Annotated in this window: 25 protein-coding genes; 24 read left to right on the plus strand and 1 reads right to left on the minus strand. The window is 28.7% G+C overall.

The genetic code is table 11. The features are described 5' to 3' along the window. Nucleotides 1–25 precede the first annotated feature (25 nt). The 12 genes from smc to rnhB all read left to right on the plus strand — a co-directional run bounded on the left by smc (nt 26) and on the right by rnhB (nt 10,875). Complete coding sequence (gene smc, locus M2651_RS06095) at nt 26–3,598, plus strand: chromosome segregation protein SMC (RefSeq protein ID WP_252131463.1); 3,573 nt, start codon at nt 26–28, stop codon at nt 3,596–3,598. A 30-nt stretch (nt 3,599–3,628) separates the two neighbouring features. Beyond that, the gene (ftsY, locus tag M2651_RS06100) at nt 3,629–4,540 is read left to right on the plus strand and encodes a signal recognition particle-docking protein FtsY (RefSeq protein ID WP_252131464.1); all 912 of its coding nucleotides are present in this window, start codon (nt 3,629–3,631) and stop codon (nt 4,538–4,540) included. A gap of 90 nt (nt 4,541–4,630) precedes the next feature. Continuing rightward, a complete protein-coding gene (locus M2651_RS06105; RefSeq protein WP_252131465.1) occupies nt 4,631–4,978 on the plus strand; it encodes a putative DNA-binding protein in 348 nt (115 codons plus the stop codon). 11 nt (nt 4,979–4,989) lie between these two features. Then, nucleotides 4,990–6,345, plus strand: a complete 1,356-nt coding sequence (gene ffh, locus M2651_RS06110; RefSeq protein WP_252131466.1) for a signal recognition particle protein — start codon at nt 4,990–4,992, stop codon at nt 6,343–6,345. A 30-nt stretch (nt 6,346–6,375) separates the two neighbouring features. Next, on the plus strand, nt 6,376–6,633 hold the full coding sequence (rpsP, locus tag M2651_RS06115) for a 30S ribosomal protein S16 (protein WP_252131467.1): 258 nt from the start codon (nt 6,376–6,378) through the stop codon (nt 6,631–6,633). Nucleotides 6,634–6,651: 18 nt separating this feature from the next. Beyond that, a complete protein-coding gene (locus M2651_RS06120; protein WP_252131468.1) occupies nt 6,652–6,879 on the plus strand; it encodes a KH domain-containing protein in 228 nt (75 codons plus the stop codon). Between the two features lie 65 nt (nt 6,880–6,944). Further along, the gene (rimM, locus tag M2651_RS06125; RefSeq protein WP_252131469.1) at nt 6,945–7,433 is read left to right on the plus strand and encodes a ribosome maturation factor RimM; all 489 of its coding nucleotides are present in this window, start codon (nt 6,945–6,947) and stop codon (nt 7,431–7,433) included. Further along, nucleotides 7,430–8,134, plus strand: a complete 705-nt coding sequence (trmD, locus tag M2651_RS06130) for a tRNA (guanosine(37)-N1)-methyltransferase TrmD (RefSeq protein ID WP_252131470.1) — start codon at nt 7,430–7,432, stop codon at nt 8,132–8,134. The genes rimM and trmD overlap by 4 nt, the downstream gene beginning before the upstream one ends. A 120-nt stretch (nt 8,135–8,254) precedes the next feature. After that, nucleotides 8,255–8,599, plus strand: coding sequence for a 50S ribosomal protein L19 (gene rplS / locus M2651_RS06135; protein ID WP_252131471.1), 345 nt, complete (start codon nt 8,255–8,257; stop codon nt 8,597–8,599). Between the two features lie 47 nt (nt 8,600–8,646). After that, nucleotides 8,647–9,162, plus strand: coding sequence for a signal peptidase I (gene lepB, locus M2651_RS06140; RefSeq protein ID WP_252131472.1), 516 nt, complete (start codon nt 8,647–8,649; stop codon nt 9,160–9,162). 3 nt (nt 9,163–9,165) lie between these two features. Next, entirely contained in the window at nt 9,166–10,008 is an 843-nt protein-coding gene (gene ylqF / locus M2651_RS06145) for a ribosome biogenesis GTPase YlqF (protein WP_252131473.1), read from the plus strand. Nucleotides 10,009–10,026: 18 nt separating this feature from the next. After that, nucleotides 10,027–10,875 carry a ribonuclease HII gene (gene rnhB, locus M2651_RS06150; RefSeq protein ID WP_252131474.1) on the plus strand — a complete coding sequence of 283 codons (849 nt, stop codon included), beginning with the start codon at nt 10,027–10,029 and terminating at the stop codon, nt 10,873–10,875. 17 nt (nt 10,876–10,892) lie between these two features. Here the strand turns inward: rnhB and M2651_RS06155 are convergent, their stop codons facing one another. Next, entirely contained in the window at nt 10,893–11,261 is a 369-nt protein-coding gene (locus M2651_RS06155) for a YraN family protein (RefSeq protein ID WP_252131475.1), read from the minus strand. A gap of 166 nt (nt 11,262–11,427) precedes the next feature. Here M2651_RS06155 and M2651_RS06160 point away from each other — a divergent pair, with 166 nt between their 5' ends. The 12 genes from M2651_RS06160 to rseP all read left to right on the plus strand — a co-directional run bounded on the left by M2651_RS06160 (nt 11,428) and on the right by rseP (nt 24,617). Continuing rightward, nucleotides 11,428–12,954, plus strand: a complete 1,527-nt coding sequence (locus tag M2651_RS06160) for a YifB family Mg chelatase-like AAA ATPase (protein WP_252131476.1) — start codon at nt 11,428–11,430, stop codon at nt 12,952–12,954. 19 nt (nt 12,955–12,973) lie between these two features. Then, entirely contained in the window at nt 12,974–14,044 is a 1,071-nt protein-coding gene (gene dprA / locus M2651_RS06165; protein ID WP_252131477.1) for a DNA-processing protein DprA, read from the plus strand. Nucleotides 14,045–14,180: 136 nt separating this feature from the next. Next, on the plus strand, nt 14,181–16,265 hold the full coding sequence (gene topA, locus M2651_RS06170; protein WP_252131478.1) for a type I DNA topoisomerase: 2,085 nt from the start codon (nt 14,181–14,183) through the stop codon (nt 16,263–16,265). 211 nt (nt 16,266–16,476) lie between these two features. Then, entirely contained in the window at nt 16,477–17,253 is a 777-nt protein-coding gene (codY, locus tag M2651_RS06175) for a GTP-sensing pleiotropic transcriptional regulator CodY (RefSeq protein WP_252131479.1), read from the plus strand. A 231-nt stretch (nt 17,254–17,484) separates the two neighbouring features. Next, nucleotides 17,485–18,186 carry a 30S ribosomal protein S2 gene (gene rpsB / locus M2651_RS06180; protein ID WP_252131480.1) on the plus strand — a complete coding sequence of 234 codons (702 nt, stop codon included), beginning with the start codon at nt 17,485–17,487 and terminating at the stop codon, nt 18,184–18,186. An 88-nt stretch (nt 18,187–18,274) separates the two neighbouring features. Further along, nucleotides 18,275–19,195, plus strand: coding sequence for a translation elongation factor Ts (gene tsf / locus M2651_RS06185; protein ID WP_252131481.1), 921 nt, complete (start codon nt 18,275–18,277; stop codon nt 19,193–19,195). 108 nt (nt 19,196–19,303) lie between these two features. After that, complete coding sequence (pyrH, locus tag M2651_RS06190; RefSeq protein ID WP_252131482.1) at nt 19,304–20,014, plus strand: UMP kinase; 711 nt, start codon at nt 19,304–19,306, stop codon at nt 20,012–20,014. Between the two features lie 32 nt (nt 20,015–20,046). Beyond that, the gene (gene frr / locus M2651_RS06195) at nt 20,047–20,604 is read left to right on the plus strand and encodes a ribosome recycling factor (RefSeq protein WP_252131483.1); all 558 of its coding nucleotides are present in this window, start codon (nt 20,047–20,049) and stop codon (nt 20,602–20,604) included. 89 nt (nt 20,605–20,693) lie between these two features. Continuing rightward, nucleotides 20,694–21,458, plus strand: a complete 765-nt coding sequence (gene uppS / locus M2651_RS06200; RefSeq protein WP_252131484.1) for an undecaprenyl pyrophosphate synthase — start codon at nt 20,694–20,696, stop codon at nt 21,456–21,458. 11 nt (nt 21,459–21,469) lie between these two features. After that, complete coding sequence (locus tag M2651_RS06205; RefSeq protein ID WP_252131485.1) at nt 21,470–22,267, plus strand: phosphatidate cytidylyltransferase; 798 nt, start codon at nt 21,470–21,472, stop codon at nt 22,265–22,267. A gap of 160 nt (nt 22,268–22,427) precedes the next feature. Next, complete coding sequence (gene dxr, locus M2651_RS06210) at nt 22,428–23,597, plus strand: 1-deoxy-D-xylulose-5-phosphate reductoisomerase (protein ID WP_252131486.1); 1,170 nt, start codon at nt 22,428–22,430, stop codon at nt 23,595–23,597. Between the two features lie 9 nt (nt 23,598–23,606). Beyond that, nucleotides 23,607–24,617 carry an RIP metalloprotease RseP gene (gene rseP, locus M2651_RS06215; protein WP_252131532.1) on the plus strand — a complete coding sequence of 337 codons (1,011 nt, stop codon included), beginning with the start codon at nt 23,607–23,609 and terminating at the stop codon, nt 24,615–24,617. Nucleotides 24,618–24,630 lie beyond the last annotated feature (13 nt).

The following is a 24,630-nucleotide window of genomic DNA, read 5'->3' on the forward strand; positions in this document are numbered from 1 at the left end:
TTTAGATAAATAAAGGAGTGTACTTATGTTTTTAAAATCAATTGAAATAAGAGGCTTTAAATCCTTTGCTGATAAAACGGAACTTAATTTTATGAAAGGCGTTACCTCAGTAGTAGGACCAAATGGAAGTGGAAAAAGTAATATTTCAGACGCTGTTAGGTGGGTTTTAGGCGAACAAAGTGTAAAGAGTTTAAGAGGTGGCAAAATGGAGGATGTCATATTTGCAGGAACTCAGTTTAGGAAACCTGTAGGTTTGGCACAAGTATCTCTTACTCTTGATAATAGTGATAACGAGCTTCCAATTGATTATTCTGATGTTACAATATCTAGAAGATTATATCGTTCAGGAGAAAGTGAGTACTATATAAATAATACTCAATGTAGACTAAAAGATATACAGGAACTTTTTATGGATACAGGAATAGGAAAAGAAGGCTATTCTATTATTGGACAAGGTAAGATTGATGCAGTTTTAAGTGGAAAACCAGAGGAAAGAAGAAGTCTTTTGGAAGAAGCAGCTGGTATTGTAAAGTTTAAAAGTAGAAAAGAAGAAGCTGAGAAAAAACTAGAAATCACAGAACAGAATCTTGTTAGAATTGGAGATATTATAAGAACTTATGAAGAGAGATTGGAGCCTCTTAAAATAGAAAGTGAAAAAGCTAAATTATTTTTAAATTTATCTACTCAATTGAAAGAGAAAGAAGTAAATTTATTATTACACTCAATTCAATTTATTGAAGATAAAATTAAAGATATTAAAAACAATATACAAAGTTCACAAAAGGATTTAAGTATTTATGTAAAAGAAAAAGAAGTTAATAAAAATAGATTACAGAAATTAAATGATGATTTAGAAAAACATGAATTGAAAATACAAAGAGATCAGCAGGAATATTATAAAAATAAGTCTGATTACCAGAGTGTTTATTCAGAAACTAATCTTTTAGAAGAAAGGATAAAAAATCTTCAAGCATTCATTGAAAAAAACTTACATGAAATAAATATAATTGACAGTAAACTTAAAACTCTTCAGTTTTCTAAAGATGAGCAGGAAACTAATTTAAATAAATATCAAAGAGAACAATTAGATTTAAATAATACTATTAATTTGGTTGAAAAAGAAATTCTTGATTTTAATAAACAGCTAAATAGTAGTGAATTATCTTTAAATGAACTAAAAAATGAAAATATAAAATTATTAAATAAAATATCTGAAGTTAAAAATGAAATTTTTATAATAAATAGTGAACAAATCCAATTAGGAAAGAAAATCCAGGAACTTGTAACTTCTTGCGAGCATTATATAAATTCTTTAAAAATAAATTCAAATACTAAAGTTATGTTAGAAAACAATGTTTTAGAATTGAGTTCTAAAATTAAGACACTAGAAGAAGAAATCAAAAAAAACAGATTAGAAATAACAAAACTGAATGGTTATATAAATAAAGATGAAAAGAAATTAAAAGAATATAATGCAAAGTCAAATAAACTTGAAGCTAATTATCAGATGCTACAAAACTTAGAAAAGCAGTATGATGGTTACAATAGATCTGTGAAGATTTTAATGCAAAATATCAATAGTGGAAAAATACCTGATGCAAAATCTAATTGTTTTGTTTTTGGTGATATTATAAGTGTAAGTAAAGAGCTGGAAATAGCTATAGAAATAGCTTTAGGTGGAGCTATTTCTGATATTATTACAAAGGATGAGAATACTGCAAAACTTTTAATTAATTATTTAAAAATTAATAATTTAGGAAGAGCTACATTTTTACCTTTGAATATTATAAAAGGTAAGCCTTTAAATAATATTGAACAAATAAAAATTTTAGATGGCTTTGTTGGAATTGCAAGTGAATTAGTATCTTATGAATTCAGATTTAAAAATGCTATTGAATATATTCTTGGAAGAACTATTATTGCTAAAGACTTAGACACAGCTTTAAAAATAGCAAAGAAAACTAACTATAATTATAAAATTGTAACTTTATCAGGAGAAATAATAAATTCAGGTGGTTCATTAACAGGGGGAAGTATTTTCAATAAGTCTACTAGTATAATTAGTAGAAAAAGAGAAATAGAAGAAACAGCATTAGATTTGCAACAAACTAATATACTGATTGAAGAATTAGTTCAAAAAATAGACGTTAATAGACAATCTGTAAAAAAATTAGATGAAATATATTTAAATCTGAAAGATGAAGTTTATTACAAGAATATTGAAATAACAAAATTAAATGGCAAAATAGCAGCTATATCTTCTGAAGATGATAGAATATCCCAAAGTTTAACTGTCTCAAAACAACAAATAAAGGATTTAAAAAATAAAGAAAACATTAACTTAGAAAAACTAAATCAAAAAGAAATTTTATTACAGAATATGATTGCATTAGAAAAGACTAATTCTACTACTATTAAGGAATCAGAATTTAAGCTAAAGGATAGAAGGGATAGTCTTATAAATTTAAAAGAGAAGCATACTACTCTTAAAATAAAAAAAGCTCAAATTGATGAAATGGTGATAAATAAAATTAGAGAACTTCAAAGATTATCAAATGAATTAGATGAATTAAATAAGAAAAGTAATGCGTTATCTCAAGAGATAAAAGAATCCCAAATGAATATTAAATCTAGTAAAGAAAGTGTTGAAGAAAACAAAATAAAATTAAACAAAATAGAATCATATTTATCAAAATTGGAAATAGTATTTAAGGATAGTGAAATTGAGAGAATAAAAATAAAGGAAAATATTAAAATAATTGAAGATGACTTAGAGAGATTATCTTTAATATTAAATAAAAAAGAAGAAGAAATTCATAAGAAGGATTTATCATTAGCAAAATTAGATGTAGAAAAAGAAGCTTTATATTCTAAATTAAACGAAGAAATGTCTTTAACCTATGCTGAAGCGTTAAAATATAAATATACTATACATAATATGGAAGAGTATAGAAAAGATATATTTAAACTAAAAAATGAAATTACTGCGTTAGGGACTGTAAACGTAGGTGCAATTGAAGAATATAAGGAAGTTAAAGAAAAATATGTTTTTATGAGCTCACAGATAGAGGACTTAACTAAAGCAAAATCAGAACTTATAGAAATGATTAATGATATGACTGCAAAAATGAAAAGTGTTTTTAGTGAAAATCTTAATAATCTCAGAATAATATTTAAGGAAACCTTTAGGGAACTTTTTAAAGGTGGAAATGCTGATTTAATACTCACAGAGGGGGATGAACTTACTGCAAATATAGAAATTAATGTAGAACCGCCTGGAAAGAAACTTCAAAATATCAACTTGATGTCCGGTGGAGAAAAAGTATTATCAGCTATTGCACTTCTTTTTGCAATTTTAAAAATGAAACCAACACCTTTTTGTATATTAGACGAAATAGAAGCAGCATTAGATGATGCTAACGTTGCAAGATATGCAGAATTTCTAAGAAAATTTTCAAATAATATACAATTCATCGTTATTACTCACAGAAAGGGAACCATGGAGGTTAGTGATGTTTTATATGGTGTTACTATGGAGGAAAAAGGAATATCTAAGGTAGTTTCTATTGATTTAAATAAACAATCTATACTAATATAATAAAAAAGAGTTTTATAAGGAGAATAGATTATGTTTAGTGTTTTTTTTGAAAAACTTAAAAATGGTCTTACTAAGACAAGGAATGGATTTACAGATAAAATAAGTAATATGTTAAATTTGTATGTAAATATTGATGATGAATTATACGAGGAATTAGAAGAAATACTTATTACTTCTGATATTGGAGTTGAAACTACGTTAGATATAATAGAAAAAGTAAAGATTAAAGTTAAAGAAAATAAGGTAAAGGATCCTAAGGAAGTTAAAGGTTGCTTAAAAGAAGTTTTAGTTGAAATGTTAGGTTCAGAAGATAATAACATTATTAAAAATAATTTACCTGCAGTAATTCTTGTAATAGGAGTTAATGGAGTAGGAAAAACCACTTCTATAGGAAAAATTGCCTCAAAATTAAAGGCTGAAAAATATAAGGTAATGCTTGCTGCTGCAGATACCTTTAGAGCTGCTGCAATTGACCAGCTTGAAGTTTGGAGTAATAGAGCTGGAGTAGACCTTATACGTCATCAAGAAGGTTCCGATCCAGCTGCTGTAGTATATGATGCAATTCAAGCTTCAAAAGCAAGGAAGATTGATGTTTTAATCTGCGATACCGCTGGAAGATTGCATAATAAGAAAAATCTTATGGATGAATTGGGTAAAATTAACAGAATAATAGATAGAGAATATAGCGAAGCATCAAAACAAACTTTAATAGTTTTAGATGCAACTACAGGTCAAAATGCTGTTCAACAGGCTAAGCAGTTTATGGAGGTATGTCCTATTGATGGCATAGTCTTAACAAAACTTGATGGTACAGCAAAAGGAGGAGTTGTTATTTCAATAAAACATCAATTAAATATTCCTGTAAAGTTAATAGGTGTAGGTGAAAGCATTGATGACCTTCAAGAATTTAATACAAAAGAGTTTGTGGAGGCATTATTTTAAACTATTGAGTAACAAATATGCTGTTAAGCAAAAATACTTGACAGCATATTTGTTATTTGTTATTATTATTTTTGTTGGTAAGGTGATTGTATGGAAGAAAGAATTGAGATATCTATTCTTTTAGATTTTTATGGAGAGCTTTTAACCCAAAAACAAAAAGATATAATGACTATGTATTATAATGAAGATTTATCGCTTGGCGAAATAGCAGAACTAAACAATACTAGCAGGCAAGCTATACATGATATTATTAAAAGATGTAATAAACTTTTATTAGAATATGAACAAAAACTAGAACTTATGAATAAATATAATAAATTTAATTTAGTAAAAACATCAATATTAAATAAATGTAAACTTATAAGAGACAAAATAGATGATTTAGTACTTTTAAATTATATAGATGAAATAGAAAAAGACATAAATGAGAATATATAGGGAGGATTATCATGGCTTTTGAAGGATTAGCCTCTAAGCTTCAGGAAACTATTAAAAAGTTAAAAGGTAAAGGCAAGCTTAATGAAAAAGATATAAAAGAAGCTATGAGAGAAGTTAAGTTAGCACTTCTTGAAGCTGATGTTAATTATAAAATTGTCAAAGATTTTATAGGAAAAGTTAGTGAAAAATGCCTAGGCAGTGAAGTGTTGGAAAGTCTAACGCCTGGTCAACAAGTTATAAAAATTGTAAATGAAGAACTTACAGCTTTGATGGGAAGTTCTGAGAGTTCTATAAATTACGTTAATAATGGTATAACCATTATCATGCTTGTAGGTTTACAAGGTGCTGGTAAAACAACTATGGCTGGAAAACTAGCTTTACAAATTAGAAAGAAGAATAAGAGACCGCTATTGGTAGCTTGTGATATTTACAGACCTGCAGCAATAAAACAGCTTCAAGTTGTTGGAAAGCAAATTGATGTTCCAGTATTTTCAATGGGGGATAAAGTAAATCCAGTAGATATAGCTAAAGCTTCAATAGAATATGCAAAAAATAATAATCATAATGTGGTTATAGTGGATACAGCAGGTAGACTTCATATAGATGAAGATTTAATGAATGAGCTTAAATATATAAAAGCTAGTATAAATCCTAATGATATTTTGTTAGTGGTAGATTCTATGACTGGTCAAGATGCTGTAAATGTATCAGAGAGTTTTAATAATCAATTAGATATAACAGGTGTCATTCTGACAAAGCTGGATGGGGATACTAGAGGTGGTGCCGCCCTTTCTATAAAAGCCGTTAGTGGTAAGCCTATTAAATTTATAGGTGTTGGCGAGAAAATGAATGACTTAGAAGTATTTTATCCAGATAGAATGTCTTCTAGAATTTTAGGTATGGGTGATGTGTTGTCACTTATAGAAAAAGCTCAAGCTGCTATAGATGAAAAGGAAGCAAAAGAACTAGGGGCTAAAATGCTAAATCAAGATTTTAATTTAGATGATTATTTGACATTGATGAGTCAGATGAAAAAATTAGGTCCTTTAAATAAATTAATAGAAATGATTCCTGGAGTAAATGCAAAAGAGCTTCAAAATATTGATTTAAGTCAAGGGGAAAAAGAAATGAAAAGGCGTGAAGCTATTATTACCTCTATGACAAAAAATGAAAGAAAAAACCCTAATCTTGTAATTAGTTCGTCATCAAGAAAAAAGAGAATTTCTCAGGGCTCTGGAACTACTGTTCAAGAAGTCAACAAGTTCCTTAAGGAATTTGAGATGATGAAGAAAGTTATGAAACAAACTAAAAATATGCAAAAAGGTTTTAAAAAAGGTATATTTGGTAAATTACCATTTATGAGTTAATAGTTTATGCTTTAGAAGGAGGTGAAATAAATGGCTGTAAAAATAAGACTTAGAAGAATGGGTGCTAAAAAAGCTCCATTTTATAGAGTTGTTGTTGCTGATTCAAGATCTCCAAGAGATGGAAGATTTATTGAAGAAATAGGTTACTATAATCCAACTACAGAGCCAGCTCTTATTAAAATTGACGAAGAAAAGGCTGCTAAATGGGTTAAGAATGGTGCACAACCATCAGATATAGTAAAGAGACTTTTCGTAAAATCTGGAATTAGCGAAAAACTTTCAAAGTAATAACTGGGGGTGTATTCTGTGAAAGAGTTAGTTGAAATAATAGCTAAATCATTAGTTGATAACCCAGAAGCTGTTCAAATCAATGAGATTGCAGGTGAGCAGTCAATTATACTTGAACTAAAAGTTGCACCAGAAGATATGGGAAAAGTAATAGGAAAACAGGGAAGAATAGCTAAAGCTATAAGAACTGTTGTTAAAGCAGCAGCGATTAAAGAGAATAAAAGAGTTGTTGTTGAAATAATATAGGGGTTAGGTGCATCCTAACTCTTATTTTATTATTTATATTAATGCTCTTAGAAGGTGAAATGACAATGAAAGAGTTTTTATCAGTAGGTCAGATTATAAATACTCATGGTATAAAAGGAGAAGTTAAGATATATCCTTTAACTGATGATATTAAAAGATTTAGAAAGTTAAAAAATGTGTATATTGACGGGATTGAAAAAAAAATAGTTTGGTGTAAATTGCAAAGCGATAAAGTTATACTTAAAATTGAAGGTATAGACACAATAGAACAAGCTCAGGCTTTTAAAAATAAATATATTGAAGTAAGTCGTAAAGATGCTGTAAAATTAGCTGAAGGAGAATATTTTATAGCAGATCTAATTGGTTGCAAGGTTTTTGATTCAAACAATGTGGAAATAGGTGAATTATGCGATGTTATAAAAACAGGAAGCAACGATGTATATTGGGTTAAAGGAAAAACTGAAGTATTGGTACCAGCTCTTAAAGAAATAGTATTAAACATTGATGTAAATGAGAGAAGAATAATCATTAAACCCTTAGAGGTGTGGCAATGAAAATTCATATTTTAACACTTTTTCCAGAAATGTTTCATGTTTTTAATTATAGTATACTAGGAAGAGCTATTGAAAAAAATATATTGGAGATTAATACAGTCAATATACGAGATTATTCAAAAAACAAACATAAAAAAGTAGATGATTATCCATACGGTGGAGGGGCTGGTATGGTAATGTCTCCTCAACCAATTGTTGATTGTATAAAAACAGTTAAATCTATTAATAAAGGTAAAGTTATATTTTTAGGCCCTAGAGGAAAAACTTTCGACCAAGAAATTGCTAAAGAGCTTTCCACAAATACTGAGCTGATTTTTTTATGTGGTCACTATGAAGGCATTGACGAAAGAGTTTATAAGTATATAGATGAAGAAATATCGTTAGGTGATTTTGTACTAACAGGTGGTGAAATGGCTTGCATTCCAATAGTTGATAGTATATGCAGATTGATCCCTGGAGTATTATCTAGCAGAGAAAGCTATATGGAAGAGTCATTTTATAATGGACTTTTGGAATATCCTCAATATACAAGACCAGAGTGTTTTGAAGGAGATTTTGTTCCAAAAGTTTTGTTATCAGGCCATCATAAAAATATTAACAATTGGAGAAGAATACAATCACTTAAAGTTACTCGTGAGAAAAGACCCGATCTGTTTAAAAAACTTGTGTTGTCAAAAGAAGATAAAGAATTGTTAAAATGACAATTATATGTTGCATAATAATAATTTATATGATAAAATACAATTTGTGCTAGTACGGGCGTTCCTCTGACAGTCAAAGCGGTCAAGAACGTCAAATAAAAGTAGGGAGGGAATGCACACATGTTAGATATTATAAAATCTATTGAATCAGAACAAATTAGAACTGATTTACCTGAATTTAATGTTGGTGACACTGTAAAAGTTCATGTTAAAGTTAAAGAAGGTAACAGAGAAAGAATTCAAATTTTTGAAGGTATTGTTCTTAAGAGACAAAATGGTGGAATTAGAGAAACATTTACAGTAAGAAGAATTTCTTATGGTGTAGGTGTTGAAAGAACATTCCCTGTAAATTCTCCAATAATCGATAAATTGGAGGTTACTAGAAGAGGTAAGGTTAGAAGAGCTAAGCTGTTCTATTTAAGAAATAGAGTTGGTAAAGCTGCAAAAGTTAAAGAATTAATATAAAAAAGGGCTTTATAAGCCCTTTTTTGTATATAGGAAGGTGTATTAAATTGATTAAAGAAATAGTAGAGTTAGTTAAATCTATTGTAATAGCTATAATTGCAGCTATACTTATTATAACTTTTGTTTTTGAAACAGTCAGTGTAGATGGTCAGTCAATGTTTCCTACACTAGACCATAAAGACAGATTAATAGTTGAAAAGGTATCTTATTATTTTAGAAAGCCTGAAGTGGGTGATATTGTAGTGTTTAAATATCCTGCTGATACAAGAGAAAAATTTATTAAGAGAGTAATTGCTGTTAGCGGAGATAAAGTTAAAATTGAGGATAATAAGTTATATGTAAATGGTATTGAAAAAAATGAACCTTATTTAAATGAGAAAATTATAAATGGATACTACCCTGAAACTACTGTGCCGAAAAATACTATTTTTGTTTTAGGAGATAATAGAAATAACAGTAAAGATAGTAGATTTCCAGATGTTGGATTTATAAATTTAAAACTTGTTGTGGGTAAAGCTTCAATAAGAATATATCCATTTAATAAGATAGGAAAGGTTAGGTAGAATATGGCTATAAATTGGTTCCCTGGACACATGGCTAAAACAAGAAGAGAATTAAAAGAAAATATTAAAGTTATAGATGCAGTTATAGAAATAAGAGATGCTAGAATTGTTAAATCAAGTACTAATCCAGATATTGATGATATTTGTGGTAGTAAACCCAGACTTATATTGTTAAATAAAAGCGATCTTAGCGAGAGTGAAATAACTAACCAATGGATAAAAAAATTGTCTAAAGAAAATGTATGTGCTATTGCGGTAAATAGTATGTCGGGATCAGGGTTAAATAATATAAAGCCTGCGTTAGACAATCTTTTGAAGGAAAAGCATACAAAATTAAAATCAAAAGGAATAATAAATATAACTACACGTGTTATGGTAGTAGGAATACCTAATGTAGGTAAATCATCTTTTATTAATAAAATGGCTAAAAATAATATAGCAAAAACTGGAGATAGACCTGGTGTAACTAAAAGTAGGCAGTGGATTAAAACGAAATTAGGTATTGAGCTAATGGATACTCCAGGAATACTTTGGCCAAAATTTGAAGATACTGAAGTAGCGCTCAATTTGGCTTTTACAGGTGCTATAAAAGATGAAATTATGGATATAGAAGAATTAGCACTAAAACTTTTAGAAAGACTTCAAAAACTGTATCCAGGTAGATTAATAGAAAGATATAAGCTTGATTCATTAAGTGAAGATCCACTTACTAATATGAATAGCATTGCGAGAAAGAGAGGTACTCTATCTTCTGGCGGGAGTATTGATTATAATAGGATATCTGTATTGTTGTTAGATGAATTTAGAGGTGGAAAGCTTGGTGCTATATCTTTAGAAAGACCTTAGTTATAGGGAGAATATTTTATGGAAATTTTTAATGAAACTTATTATATAAATAAATTTTCAAGTATTAAATATATAAAAATAAAAGATTATGTTGATTACTTGAAGAAATCTTATTTAGATTTTGATTTATCTGACCAGCATTTTTATAAAATTGCAGAGATACTAAAAATGGATAAAAGAAAAAACGTACAAAATTTGGGTATAAAAATTATAAACTTCATAAAAAATAGAAAAGAAGAATTAGATAGAGTTAAATGTATGTATAATTTTGATAAGCAGTACATAAATACTGGATACCTTGCTGGGGTTGATGAAGTTGGAAGAGGTCCGCTGGCTGGACCGATAGTAGCTGCAGCTGTAGTATTGGATTTACATACATTAGAAGATAAAAATTTTATATTAGGAATTAAAGATTCAAAAAAGTTATCTGCAAAAGTAAGAGAGGATCTTTGTGAAATAATAAAACAAAAAGCTGTTAGTTATAGTATAGGACTAATAGATAGCAATATAATCGATATGAATGGAATAGCTTGGTGTAATAATGAAGTATTTAAACTAGCAATAAACAAGCTAACTTTAACTCCTAATTTTGTCCTTTCTGATGGATACTCTATTAAAAATTATAATGTAAAAAATGAACATGTAATAAAAGGTGATGAAAAGAGCGCTAGTATTGCATGTGCTTCAATTATTGCAAAAGTTTATAGAGATAATTTGATGAAAGAATATTCTAAGATATATCCTTATTATGGTTTTGAAGAGAATGCTGGTTATGGTACAAAAGAACATATTGATTCAATAAAAAAATATGGACCTTGTAAAATACATAGAAGATGCTTTTTAAGTAATATTCTGCATAAAAACTAAGCTATTAAGCTTAGTTTTTATATTTGAAATGCATTTTTTATTAGTCGTATTGTAGGTGCATTTTTTGTATCGTTTAATATTATTTCAATAACATCAAAGCGAAAATTTAATTTATGTATATTATTTTTTAGTATATAGTATTGAGCAGTCTTATATATTTTTCGCTGTTTTGAATAAGTTACAGATTCTGCTGGAGTGCCATAGTTGTTGTCATATCTAGTTTTAACTTCAACAAAAACAATATAAGTATTATCTTTTCCTATTATATCTATCTCACCTATATAACATCTAAAATTCCTTTCAAATATAATGTATCCTAAATTTTTAAGATAGTTAGCAGCAATATCTTCTCCATAAAAGCCTATATTTTTATTTAAAGATTTCATTATTTGTTTCTCCTTATTATTAGTGTTATATATTGATATTTATAATATATTAGAATATCTAAGTTGTATTTACAAGGTCTAATTTTAAAAATTCTGATAATTATAAAATGAATTATTGTTATAAAAATAAAACAATTGTCAATAATCTATCCTTAGAGGTGATTTTATGGCTATTACAATAAATACTGCTGCTTTTAGTGGAATTGATGGGGTTTTGGTATCTGTAGAAATTGATATTACTAGTGGGCTTCCAAGTTTCAATATAGTAGGTCTACCAGATACTTCTGTAAGAGAATCAAAAGAACGAGTAAGATCTGCAATTATAAATTCTGGATTTGATTTTCCAGTGAATAGAATTACAGTAAATCTAGCTCCAGCTGATTTAAGAAAGGATGGTTCTCAATTTGATCTTCCTATAGCAATTGGAATATTAATAGCGACAGAACAAATTAAATTTGATGAATTAGAGAACTATATTTTTATGGGGGAATTATCTTTATCTGGAGAGCTGAAAAAAGTAAAGGGAGCACTACCTATAGTTATAGAAGGAATGAAAAATAATATAAAAAATTATATTGTTCCTAATAATAATGCTAAAGAATGTTCAATTGTTAAAAATTCAAGTATTTATTCTTTTAATGATTTAAAACAAGTAACAGCTTTTCTTGAAAATAAAGATATGTTACCTTTTATTCCAACTATGGATGAAAGTGATATAAGTGCGAATTCTTTTAATTATGATTTTGAAGATGTTGTAGGACAAGAAAGTGCTAAAAGAGCCATTGAGATTGCAGCTGCAGGAGGGCATAACATTATATTATTTGGACCTCCAGGTTCTGGCAAAAGCATGATTGCATATAGAGTACCTAGTATTCTTCCTAAACTAAGTTATGATGAAGCTCTTGAGGTTACTAAGGTTTATAGTGTTACAGGAAATTTAAAAGAAGAAGGTTTGATAAAACACAGACCTTTTAGAAGTCCACATCATACAAGTTCAAATGTAGCATTGGTTGGAGGTGGGCGAAACCTAATTCCAGGAGAAATATCATTAGCTCATAATGGAGTACTTTTTCTGGATGAATTATTAGAGTTTAAAAAGAGCGTATTAGAAGTATTAAGACAACCTTTAGAAGATAAAGTAATACGTATTTCTAGAGCTACGGGCTGCACAAGTTACCCTGCTAATTTTATGTTAGTTGGAGCATTAAATCCCTGTCCTTGCGGATATTACGGTAGCGATATAAAACAATGCACCTGTTCTGATTATGAAAGGAAAAGGTACATCAGTAAGCTTTCAGGGCCATTGTTAGATCGAATAGATCTTTTTGTATTTGTTGCTTCATTGAAATATAAGGATATTAAAGGAAAAAAAAGGGGTGAGTCCTCTACAGTTATAAGAAAAAGAGTAGAACTGGCTAGACAAATTCAAAAAGATAGATTTAGCAAAGAAAATATATATTGTAATGCTCAAATGAATCAAAAGCTAATTAATGAATACTGTCAGCTTAGTGAAAACAGTGGTAAATTACTTGAAAAAATATATGAAAAATATCATTTGAGTAATAGAGCTTATAGTAGAATACTTAAGCTTTCAAGAACTATTGCTGACTTAAATTGTAGAGAGCAAATCGATGAAAAAGATGTAATAGAAGCAATTCAATACAGAAAATTTTTAGGTGAAAATATAATTTAGCTGTATATTAGGAGATAAAATGATAGAATATAATATCTGGTTTTCAACTGTAAACTTATCACATAAAATTAAGTTAGATTTATTAAAAAAGTATGGTACTACAGAAAATATATGGATTTGTTGTAATGAAGGTCAAATACTAGATAGTAAATTATCAATGCACTTAAAAAATAGTTGGGATAGATTAAAAATCAATGAAATAAAAAAAATTATTAAAGAAAACAATATTAATTTAATACTTTATAATGAAGACTTGTATCCTCAAAAATTAAAAGTATATGAAGATGCTCCTTCTATTTTATTTTATAAAGGACATTTAAATAAGTTAAATGAAGAATATTCCGTATCAATAGTAGGTTCAAGAAACTGCACTAGCTATGGTATAAATGTTACTAAAATTATTTCTACAGAACTTTCCAAAAATAACGTAAATGTAATTAGTGGTTTAGCAAAAGGAATTGATTCTTGTGCTCATGTAGCATGTATAGATAATAATGGTTTTACATGTGGCGTTATCGGGTGTGGAATTGACATCATTTATCCAAAAGAAAATAAATCACTATATGATAAAATAATTTATTCCGGATGCATCATATCAGAATTCCCCCCAGGGACTCAGCCGCTTCCGCAAAATTTTCCAATAAGAAATAGAATTATAAGCGGACTTAGTGATATTGTAATAGTAGTAGAGGCTGGAATGAAAAGCGGTTCTTTAATAACTGCTGGATTAGCACTACAGCAGGGGAAAGATGTAATGGCAGTCCCTGGTTCCATTTTCTCAAATCAAAGTAAAGGATGTAATAAACTAATAAATGATGGTGCTTATCCTGTAACCTGTATTGAAGATATATTTAGACTAATTAATTTAAAATATTCTAAAAGTATTAAAGTTAAACCTAAATTTTCAAGTACACTTGAAAAAAAGATTTATTGCATATTAAATGAGAATCCAATACATATAGATGACATACTTAGGAGTACTAATATTGACATAAATCATCTATATGAGGTATTATTTGAGTTGCAGTTAAAAGACGAAATAATATGTTTAGCTGGTAATTACTATGTAAGAAATAAAAAAACTATATAGAATTTATTTTATTAAATGAAAACGTAAAGTATATTATAAAATAAATAACAAATAATTAAAATGAATATCAAATTTATTACAAGGGGGTGACACTCTGGTTTATATACTTATTAAGTAAAATAAACTAGGGGGATTTATGGGTCAAAGATTAGTTATTGTTGAATCACCTGCAAAAGCTAAAACTATTGGAAAATATTTAGGTAAAAATTATATAGTTGAAGCTTCTATGGGGCATGTTCGAGATTTGCCCAAGAGTCAATTAGGTGTAGATATAGAAAAGGATTATAATCCAAAATATATAACAATTAGAGGAAAAGGAGAATTATTAGAAAAACTTAAAAAGGTTGCTAAAAAAAGTGAGAAAATCTATTTAGCAACTGACCCTGATAGAGAGGGAGAGGCAATTTCTTGGCATTTAGCTCAGGTTCTAAATATTGATAAAGATGAAAAATGTAGAATTGAATTTAATGAAATTACAAAAAATGCTGTAAAAAATGCTATAAAGGCTCCTAGAGCAATTAATTCTAGTTTAGTTGATGCCCAACAAGCTAGGAGAGTTTTGGATAGACTAGTAGGTTATGAAATAAGTCCAGTACTATGGAAAAAGGTAAAATGGGGTTTAAGTGCTGGAAGAGTTCAGTCTGTTGCTTTAAAAATGATTTGTGATAGAGAAAAAGAAATAACTGAATTTGTATCTAAAGAATATTGGTCAATTCAATGTAAACTTTATAAAAGCAGTGATAAAAAAAGTTTTACAGTAAGATTGGTATCTAGAGATAACCATAAGATTGAAATAAATACAGAGGAAGAATGTAAAAAAATTATAGCTGAGCTAGAACAAGGGGAATTTAATGTTATTAAAATTAAAAGATCTAACAAAAATAAAAATCCATTACCTCCATTTACTACTAGTACTCTGCAGCAAGATGCGTATAGGAAATTAAACTTTGCTACCAGAAAAACTATGTCTATTGCACAGCAATTATACGAAGGTGTAGATGTTAGAGGACATGGTACATTAGGATTAATAACTTATATGAGAACAGATTCTGTTAGAGTTTCAGAGGATGCTCAAAAATCAGCAAAAGATTTTATAATAAATACTTATGGTGATAAATATGCTCCAAGCACTCCTAGAATATTTAAGGGAAAGAAAAATATACAAGATGCTCATGAAGCTATAAGGCCAACATATATTGATTTAACTCCAGACTCAATTAAAGACAGTTTAAAAGATGAACAGTTTAAATTATATACTTTAATTTGGAATAGGTTTATAGCTAGTCAGATGTCTTCGTGTATATTGGATACAATTTCTGTAGAAGTTGAAAATAAACCATATCAGCTTAGAGCTAATGGTTCTAATATAAAATTTGATGGTTTTATGAAATTGTATCAATATAACTTTGAAGAAGAAGAAGAAACCACTAATATTCCTGAGGTTAATGAAGGCGAAAGATTACTAAAAAAATCTATTGAAGGTAAACAACATTTTACTCAGCCACCTTCTAGATTTTCAGAAGCTACATTAGTAAAAACATTAGAAGAAAATGGAATAGGTCGTCCTAGTACATATGCTCCTATTATATCTACTTTATTAGATAGAAAATATATACAAAGAGATAAAAAAACAGTTATTCCAACAGAATTAGGAATTATTGTAAATAGTATTGTTAGTGAGTACTTTAAAGAAATTGTAGATATTGAATTTACTGCCGAAATGGAAAATAAATTAGATAGTATTGAGGAAGGAAAAGCACGCTGGAATAATGTTGTAGATGAGTTTTTCAAACCTATTCAAAAGTCGGTAGAAATTGCTGAAAAAGAAATTTCAAAAATCACAATTGAGGATAAAGTAAGTGAAGAAATATGTGATAAATGTGGAAGAAATATGGTTATAAAGCGTGGAAGATTCGGAGATTTTCTTGCATGTCCTGGGTATCCTGAATGTAAAAATACTAAACCAATTGTAGAACAATTAGATGTTGTATGTCCTAAATGTGGTGGAAATATACTTGTAAAAAAAAGTAAAAAAGGCAAGAAATTTTTCGGATGTAGTAACTATCCTAATTGTGATTTTGTAAGTTGGTATGAACCTATATTGGAAAAATGTCCAGCTTGTCAAGGACTTATGGTTAAAAAATATACAAAAACTAAAGGCTTAACATATGAATGTACAAATGAAAATTGTAAAAACAAAATATATAAAAATGATAAGTAGTAAATAGAAATTTTATGTCGAAATTAATAAAAACATTGTTGAAATACAATTAATGTTATGATATTATTATTAAGTAAAACTAAACAATTCTAAATTTTTAAAAAAGTCAAACTATAAGATTTAAAACTTAGGTGTACTTCAGTTTTGTTAAAATTTGTTTTTATTAAAGGTTTGGTTCTATTAATATAGCAAAAGCTAAGGAGGAATATAAATGTCATCTTTATTAAGTAAAACTCGAATGCTTAATAAAATATTACAGAAGTCAGGAACAGAGCCGGTTGTTTTTGATGATATTTGCAAATTATTAAGCGATGTTTTATCATGTAATGTATATATAATTAGTAGAAAAGGTAAAATCCTTGGATATAATCTTTCATCAAATTTTGAATGTGAAGTTGTAAAAAATAAAATTATAAACGAAATGCGTTTTCCGGAAATTTACAATTCAAAGTTGCTAAATATACACGAAACACAGGCTAATTTAACAAATGATGGAATATGTGTTTTTGAAGAAGAAATGAATTGTGAAGTAGAAAATAAACTTTCAACTATTCTTCCTATTATGGGAAATAGAGAAAGATTAGGAACTCTTCTTTTAGCAAGATTTAATGAGAAATTTACAGATGATGACTTAGTTATTGCTGAATATAGCGCCACAATAATAGGTATAGAAATTCTAAGATCTAAAAATGAGGAGATCGAAGAGGAAGCCAGAAAAAAAGCTGTTGTTCAGTTAGCAATAGGAACATTATCATATTCAGAACTAGAAGCTGTTGAACATATCTTTAATGAACTTGAAGGCAATGAAGGACTTTTGGTAGCTTCAAAAATTGCTGATAAAGTAGGAATAACAAGGTCAGTAATAGTAAATGCACTTAGAAAATTTGAAAGTGTTGGCGTTATAGAATCCAGATCACTAGGTATGAAAGGAACTCATATCAAAATATTAAATGATAAACTTTTAGATGAATTAAAAAAAATAAAGTAGCAATTTGTTAATATTTTATAAATATCATAATCGGTGTGATTAAATACATTATATCTATGATATTTGAAAAAATTATTAAATAATTTCTAATTTATTGTTGAATAGCAAAAATCAATATGCTATACTACATAAGGAGAAAATACACACATTATCTAACTTATAGGTTGGTGCTCTAACGGGGTAATTTATAAGTATGAAGATAATGGAGGTAAAAACCAAGGAGGTAAAAATATGTCAGTTATTTCAATGAAACAATTACTAGAAGCAGGTGTTCATTTTGGACATCAAACAAGAAGATGGAATCCAAAGATGGCTCCATACATTTTTACAGAAAGAAATGGAATCTACATTATTGATTTACAAAAAACTGTTAAAAAAATTGAAGAAGCTTATGAATTTGTAAAGAGCGTATCTGCTGAAGGAAAGGATATTCTTTTTGTAGGTACTAAGAAACAAGCTCAAGAAGCTATTCAGGAAGAATCAGTTAGAAGCGGTATGCATTTCGTTAACAACAGATGGTTAGGTGGAATGCTTACAAATTTTAGAACTATAAAGGCTAGAATAAGAAGATTAGAAGAGTTAAATGCAATGGAAGAAGATGGAACGTTTGATGTTCTTCCTAAGAAAGAAGTAATCAAGTTAAGAAATGAAAAAGAGAAACTTGAGAAAAATCTTGGTGGAATAAAGAATATGGAAAGCAATAATATTGGAGCTTTATTCGTTGTAGACCCAAGAAAAGAGAAAAATGCTATATCTGAAGCTAAGATTCTTGGAATACCTGTAGTTGCAATAGTAGATACTAACTGTGATCCAGATGAAGTTGATTATGTAATACCAGGAAATGATGATGCTATTAGAGCTGTTAAATTAATAACTGCTAAAATATCAGATGCTATAATTGAAGGAAGACAAGGTGAACAGTTAGCTGAATAGTTCAGTTAATTAGATAAAAAAGATAAAAGGTAGGTGAAGAGTCCTTCATTTACCTTTTAAATTAACTTTTTTACAGGAGGAATATGATATGATTACCGCACAAATGGTTAAAGAGTTAAGAGAAAGAACTGGCGCAGGAATGATGGAGTGCAAAAAAGCATTAAACGAATCTAACGGGGATTTAGAAAAGGCTATAGAAATTTTAAGAGAAAGAGGCTTAGCTGCTGCTGCTAAGAAAGCTGGAAGAATAGCAGCTGAAGGTTTAGTAGAAACATATATTAGTGAAGATAACAAATCTGGAGCTATAGTTGAAGTTAATTGTGAAACAGATTTTGTTTCCGCTAATGAGGAGTTTTCTAAATTAAGTAAAAACATAGCTAAACAAGCAGCATCAACAACTGCAACAACTGTTGATGAATTTATTGAGGAAAAGTACATAGCAGATTCAAATATAACAATTAAAGAAGCTGTTACCGCATTAATTGCTAAATTAGGCGAAAATATGGCAGTTAGAAGATTTCAAAAATTTTCAATTGATAAGGGTGTTGTACAAAACTATATTCATGGCGGTGGAAGAATTGGAGTTTTAGTTGAAGTAGCATGCGAAAAGGAAAGCGATGTTGTTTTAACTGTAGCTAAAGATTTAGCTATGCAAGTTGCTGCAGCTAATCCATTATTCTTAAATAGAGAACAGGTAGATTCCGAAACTTTAGAAAAAGAAAGAGAAATATACAAAGTTCAAGCTATGAATGAAGGAAAACCAGAAAACATTGCAGAAAAGATGGTTCAAGGAAGAATACAAAAATATTATAAAGAAAATTGTCTTATTGAACAAGTTTGGATTAGAAATGCAGATTACACAATCACAAAGTATCTTCAAGAAAAATCTAAGGAAGTTGGCGCACCAATAACTGTTACAAGATTTGTAAGATTTGAAAAAGGCGAGGGAATTGAGAAGAAGGAAGAAAACTTTGCTGAAGAGGTTCGCAAACAAATGCAACAGGGATAAGAATGTAAAAAGAGGACACCTTGTGTTCTCTTTTTTTAAAATAAGTCTTTTAATTTGGAAATTTGTTATTAAGTATGTAATTTTTACTGCTTTGGAGGTATAATATATATGGAAACCGCTAAATATAAAAGAATAATGCTTAAGCTTTCTGGTGAAGCACTAGCAGGAGAAAATGGTTTCGGAATTGATTTTAATGTAACAAAACGAATTGCTGAAGAAATTAAGGAACTTGTTGAACTTGGAGTAGAAATAGGTGCGGTTGTAGGTGGAGGTAATATTTGGCGTGGTAGAAGCGGCCAAGGTATGGATAGAACAACTGCTGACTATATGGGTATGTTAGCTACATGCATCAACGCACTTGCATTACAAGATTCACTTGAAAATATTGGAGTTAATACTAGAGTTCAAACAGCTATTGAAATGAAGGAAGTAGCAGAACCTTTTATAAGAAGAAGAGCTATGAGACATTTAGAAAAAGGTAGAGTTGTTATTTTTGCAGCAGGTACTGGAAATCCTTATTTTTCAACAGATACTACAGCTGCTTTAAGAGCGGCTGAAATTGAAGCTGATGCTATATTGTTAGCAAAAAAAGTTGACGGTGTATATGATAAAGATCCGAATAAATATTCTGATGCTAAAAAATATGATAAACTTAGTTACATTCAAGTGTTAGAGCAAGGTCTTCAAGTAATGGACTCAACAGCCACTTCTCTATGTATGGATAATAACATTCCTATAATTGTATTTGGCCTTGATGAAGGTGGAAACATTAAAAAAGCTATATTAGGTGAACAAATTGGTACACTAGTATCAAAATAATGATAATAGGTAATAATACAGGAGGGAATTCTATGATTAAAGACATTATTCATACTGCTGAAGACAAAATGAATAAAACTATTGCAGTTTTAAAAAAAGAATTAGCTTCTATGAAAGCGGGTAGAGCTAATCCTACAATATTAGATAGGCTGGAAGTAGAATATTATGGAAGTATGCTGCCTATAAATCAAGTAGCAAATGTTTCTGCTCCAGAACCAAGACTAATATTGATACAGCCTTGGGAAAAGAGTTCTATAAAAAATATTGAAAAAGCTATACTAAAATCAGATTTAGGACTTACTCCATCTAATGATGGTTCAGTTATTAGATTAATAATTCCAGAATTAACTGAGGAAACAAGAAAGAATCTAGTAAAGAACGTAAAAAAAATAGGTGAAGAAAGTAAAGTGGCTGTTAGATCAATTAGAAGAGAAAGTAATGATAAAATTAAAGCGTTAAAGAAAAATAATGAAATATCTGAAGACGATCTTAAAAAAGCAGAAGATGATATACAAAAGAAAACTGACAACTATATAAAAGAAATAGACAAAATTATTGAAGTCAAAGAAAAAGAAATTATGTCTGTTTAGGTGGATTATTAATAAAACCTGCATACGTGCAGGTTTTATTAATAAATATATTAAAAACCAGATAATACATATGAATGGAGAGAATTCTCGTGTGGAAGCTTTTTAAATGGAATAGTAAAGATTCCTATAAAATATCTGATGAATTAGACATTGATAATTTGCCAAGGCATATTGCTATTATCATGGACGGTAATGGCAGATGGGCAAAAGAGAAAAACCTTCCTAGAACAGCTGGACATAGAGCAGGTGTAGAAACGATAAGAGAAATAGTAAAAGAATGCAGTAAACTCGGAATAAAATATCTTACTTTATATGCTTTTTCCACAGAAAATTGGAAAAGACCAATTGAAGAAGTTAATGCATTAATGAAATTATTAGTGGAATATTTAAGAGGTGAATTTGAAGAACTTAATTCTAATAATGTAATAATAAATTCTATAGGTGATACGTCAAAGCTTCCATTGGTTTGTCAGAAAGAGCTTAAGTATGCTTATGATAAGACCAAGAATAATACAGGATTAGTTTTGAACTTGGCCCTTAACTACGGTGGTAGAGATGATATTGTAAATGCTTTTAAAAAACTTTACAAAGATTTAAAGTATGGGAAACTAAAAGAAGAAGATATTTCTGAAGATTTAGTATCAAGTTATCTATATACTGCTGGAATGCCTGATCCAGATATAATAATTAGACCTAGTGGTGAACAAAGGTTAAGTAATTTTCTACTATGGCAATGTGCTTACTCCGAGTTTTGGATGTCTAATATAAAATGGCCTGATTTTAGAAAAGAGCATCTTCATCAAGCTATTTTAGATTATCAGAAACGTAATAGACGGTTTGGTGGAATAAAGTAGGGGTGTTAATTATGAATAAACGATATTTAGGTGCTGTGTTATTATCACCAATGTTAATATTTTTATTTATTGGTGGGGTGTATCTTAAGTATTTTACTTTAATTTTGTCCTTAATTGGAATGCACGAATTTTATACTACTGTAAAACAAAAGAATATTAACCCTTTGAAGTATATAGGTTATATGTTATGCATTATTTATTATATATTATTAAGTAATACAATAAAATTTGATATTATCCTTCTACTTATAATAGCAGGAGTTTTTATAATGCTGTGTATACCTATAATTAATGTGAAATATAATTTTATTGACCTTTCTATTACTATATTTGGATTTTTATATATAGGAGTTTTTTTTAGTTTTATTGTTTTGATAAATCAAAAATCATATGGTAATTATTTAATATGGCTAGTGTTTATATCTTCTTGGTTATGTGATACAGCCGCATATTATGTTGGAAAATATTTAGGAATGAATAAATTATGTCCGAGAGTAAGTCCCAAAAAGACTATAGAGGGTTCTATTGGAGGTTTATTTGGTAGTATTATTGGATGCACATTATTTGGTATGATTATTACTAAATTGGGAGTGAATATACATTATTATAATTATATATTAATAGGAATATTATGTGGGATTTTTAGTCAATTTGGTGATTTAAGTGCATCTTCCATAAAAAGATATGTTAATGTTAAAGATTATAGCAACTTAATACCAGGACATGGTGGAATATTAGATAGATTTGATAGCATACTTTTTACATCAGTTGTAGTATATTATTATATAACCTTTGTTATGGGAATTTAAAATACATATAATAAATATAAAATTTTTAATAGTGTTTTAATAAAAAAGCAGTCTATATACCGTAAAGTAGTTTCATAAAATACTGGTTATATAACTGCTTAGTTTATTATTTAATAAATATTTATATTTTGATTACAGAAGCTTATAGGAGGTACAAAAGTTGAAGAATATTACTATTTTAGGTGCAACTGGTTCTATTGGTTCTCAAACTTTAGACGTCATTAGAAAAGAAAAAAATAAATTTAAATTAATTGGTATATCATCTAATAAAAATTATCATAAAACTATTGATATAATAAAAGAATTTTCACCAAAATACGTAGCTGTTATGGATAAAATTACTTATGAAAACATAAAGGAATATTGTAAGATAAATAATTTATCTATAGAGGTTATTTATGGTATGGAAGGATTAAATATAGTAGCAACGTTGCCTGAAGTGGATATGATAGTTACATCAATTGTAGGAATGATTGGATTAGTACCTACTATAAATGCAATAAAATCAGGAAAGCATATCGCACTAGCTAATAAGGAAACATTAGTAGTAGGAGGTGAAATTGTTAAAGCCGCTGCACATGCTTATAACGTAATGATTTTACCAGTGGATTCAGAACATGGAGCTATATTTCAGTGTCTTCAAGGAAACAAAAGAGAAGACGTTAATAGAGTAATACTTACAGCTTCTGGAGGACCTTTTAGAGGGAAAAAATTAAATGATTTATGTAATGTATCTGCTGATGAAGCTCTAAAACATCCTAAATGGAATATGGGAAAAAAAATTTCAATTGATTCTGCTACACTTATGAATAAAGGTCTAGAGGTAATTGAAGCTCATTGGCTGTTTGATATGGATTATAACGATATTGATGTAGTAATACATCCTCAAAGCATAATTCATTCAATGGTAGAATATAATGATGGAAGTGTTATAGCACAATTAGGAACAACAGACATGCGTCTTCCAATACAGTATGCTTTAAATTATCCTTGCAGAAGAAAAACAATTGTAGATAGATTAGATTTTTATAATTTAGGTAATCTAACTTTTGAAATGCCAGACTTTGAAACTTTTAAATGTTTAAAGCTGGCATATGAAGCTGGGAAAACAGGTGGTACCTGCCCAACAATTCTAAATAGTGCAAATGAGGCTGCGGTTGAATTATTTTTACAAAAGAAAATTTCATTTTTACAAATAGCTAATATTATTGAAGAATGTATGAATAAATTCTCATGGGTAAGTAAGTTTACAATAGAGGATATTTTAGAAACTAATGAAAATGTAAGAAGATATATTTATAATAAATATGTGTTAAATGGAGGTATATAAATGAATTTAATTTACATATTAGGTGCAATATTAGCCTTTAGTGTGCTAGTGATAGTACATGAACTTGGTCATTTTACCCTTGCCAAACTAAATGGAGTCAAAGTGGAGGAATTCTCTATAGGAATGGGTCCTAAGGTGTTTGGAATAAAAGGTAAAGAAACTGAATATTTAATAAAAGCCTTACCTTTTGGAGGATATGTTAAAATGTTAGGTGAGGAAGAGAAGGTCTCAGATATTAGAGCCTTTTCATCAAAGACTCCAGCTCGAAAGTTAAGTATTATTGCAGCTGGACCTATTATGAATTTTGTGTTGGCTGTTGTTATTTTTGCTGTAATAGGAGCAATAAGAGGTTTTTTAATTCCTGTTATTGATAAGGTAGATATCAATTCACCTGCTTATAATGCAGGAATTCAAAAAGGTGATAAAATTATAAATATAAATAATAAGAAAGTTACTACTTGGGATGATTTCTCTACCGTTGTTTATATGGCTAAAGGTGAAAATCTTAATATTAAGCTTTTAAGAAATAACGAAATTAAAACTATTAATGTAACACCAGTAATGAATAAAGAAGAGAACAGATATATAGTAGGAGTTTGGCCAACACTGCTAGAAAAGCCAAATATAATTAATTCTTTATACTATGGCTTAACTCAAACAAATACTATAATAAAACAAACCTTTGGAGCGCTTAAAACAATATTTACTGGTAAAGCTTCAGCAGACGATTTTGGTGGACCTATTTCAATAATTAGAATTTCTACAAAGGTTGCAGAATCTGGTATTATACCGCTTGCTGCTTTTGCTGCTTATTTAAGCGTTCAGCTTGCAATATTTAATATAATTCCTTTTCCTGCGTTAGATGGTGGATGGATTTTTTTATTGCTATTTGAGATTATTACACGCAAAAAAATAGATGATAATAAAATAGGATTAATAAATTATATTGGTTTTGCTATACTAATAACTTTAATGATAGTAATCCTTATAAAGGATATATTATATCCAATAAAACTTTAAACTAAATTGAGGA

This window comes from Clostridium caldaquaticum (genome assembly GCF_023806125.1).
Classification (GTDB): domain Bacteria; phylum Bacillota; class Clostridia; order Clostridiales; family Clostridiaceae; genus Clostridium_AT; species Clostridium_AT caldaquaticum.

Excerpts from the sequence above, each read along its gene's own strand:
- smc (WP_252131463.1), top strand. The coding sequence starts at position 26 with ATGTTTTTAAAATCAATTGAAATAAGAGGCTTTAAATCCTTTGCTGAT.
- ftsY (WP_252131464.1), top strand. The coding sequence starts at position 3,629 with ATGTTTAGTGTTTTTTTTGAAAAACTTAAAAATGGTCTTACTAAGACA.
- M2651_RS06105 (WP_252131465.1), top strand. The coding sequence starts at position 4,631 with ATGGAAGAAAGAATTGAGATATCTATTCTTTTAGATTTTTATGGAGAG.
- ffh (WP_252131466.1), top strand. The coding sequence starts at position 4,990 with ATGGCTTTTGAAGGATTAGCCTCTAAGCTTCAGGAAACTATTAAAAAG.
- rpsP (WP_252131467.1), top strand. The coding sequence starts at position 6,376 with ATGGCTGTAAAAATAAGACTTAGAAGAATGGGTGCTAAAAAAGCTCCA.
- rimM (WP_252131469.1), top strand. The coding sequence starts at position 6,945 with ATGAAAGAGTTTTTATCAGTAGGTCAGATTATAAATACTCATGGTATA.
- trmD (WP_252131470.1), top strand. The coding sequence starts at position 7,430 with ATGAAAATTCATATTTTAACACTTTTTCCAGAAATGTTTCATGTTTTT.
- rplS (WP_252131471.1), top strand. The coding sequence starts at position 8,255 with ATGTTAGATATTATAAAATCTATTGAATCAGAACAAATTAGAACTGAT.
- ylqF (WP_252131473.1), top strand. The coding sequence starts at position 9,166 with ATGGCTATAAATTGGTTCCCTGGACACATGGCTAAAACAAGAAGAGAA.
- rnhB (WP_252131474.1), top strand. The coding sequence starts at position 10,027 with ATGGAAATTTTTAATGAAACTTATTATATAAATAAATTTTCAAGTATT.
- M2651_RS06155 (WP_252131475.1), bottom strand. The coding sequence starts at position 11,261 with ATGAAATCTTTAAATAAAAATATAGGCTTTTATGGAGAAGATATTGCT.
- M2651_RS06160 (WP_252131476.1), top strand. The coding sequence starts at position 11,428 with ATGGCTATTACAATAAATACTGCTGCTTTTAGTGGAATTGATGGGGTT.
- dprA (WP_252131477.1), top strand. The coding sequence starts at position 12,974 with ATGATAGAATATAATATCTGGTTTTCAACTGTAAACTTATCACATAAA.
- topA (WP_252131478.1), top strand. The coding sequence starts at position 14,181 with ATGGGTCAAAGATTAGTTATTGTTGAATCACCTGCAAAAGCTAAAACT.
- codY (WP_252131479.1), top strand. The coding sequence starts at position 16,477 with ATGTCATCTTTATTAAGTAAAACTCGAATGCTTAATAAAATATTACAG.
- rpsB (WP_252131480.1), top strand. The coding sequence starts at position 17,485 with ATGTCAGTTATTTCAATGAAACAATTACTAGAAGCAGGTGTTCATTTT.
- tsf (WP_252131481.1), top strand. The coding sequence starts at position 18,275 with ATGATTACCGCACAAATGGTTAAAGAGTTAAGAGAAAGAACTGGCGCA.
- pyrH (WP_252131482.1), top strand. The coding sequence starts at position 19,304 with ATGGAAACCGCTAAATATAAAAGAATAATGCTTAAGCTTTCTGGTGAA.
- frr (WP_252131483.1), top strand. The coding sequence starts at position 20,047 with ATGATTAAAGACATTATTCATACTGCTGAAGACAAAATGAATAAAACT.
- M2651_RS06205 (WP_252131485.1), top strand. The coding sequence starts at position 21,470 with ATGAATAAACGATATTTAGGTGCTGTGTTATTATCACCAATGTTAATA.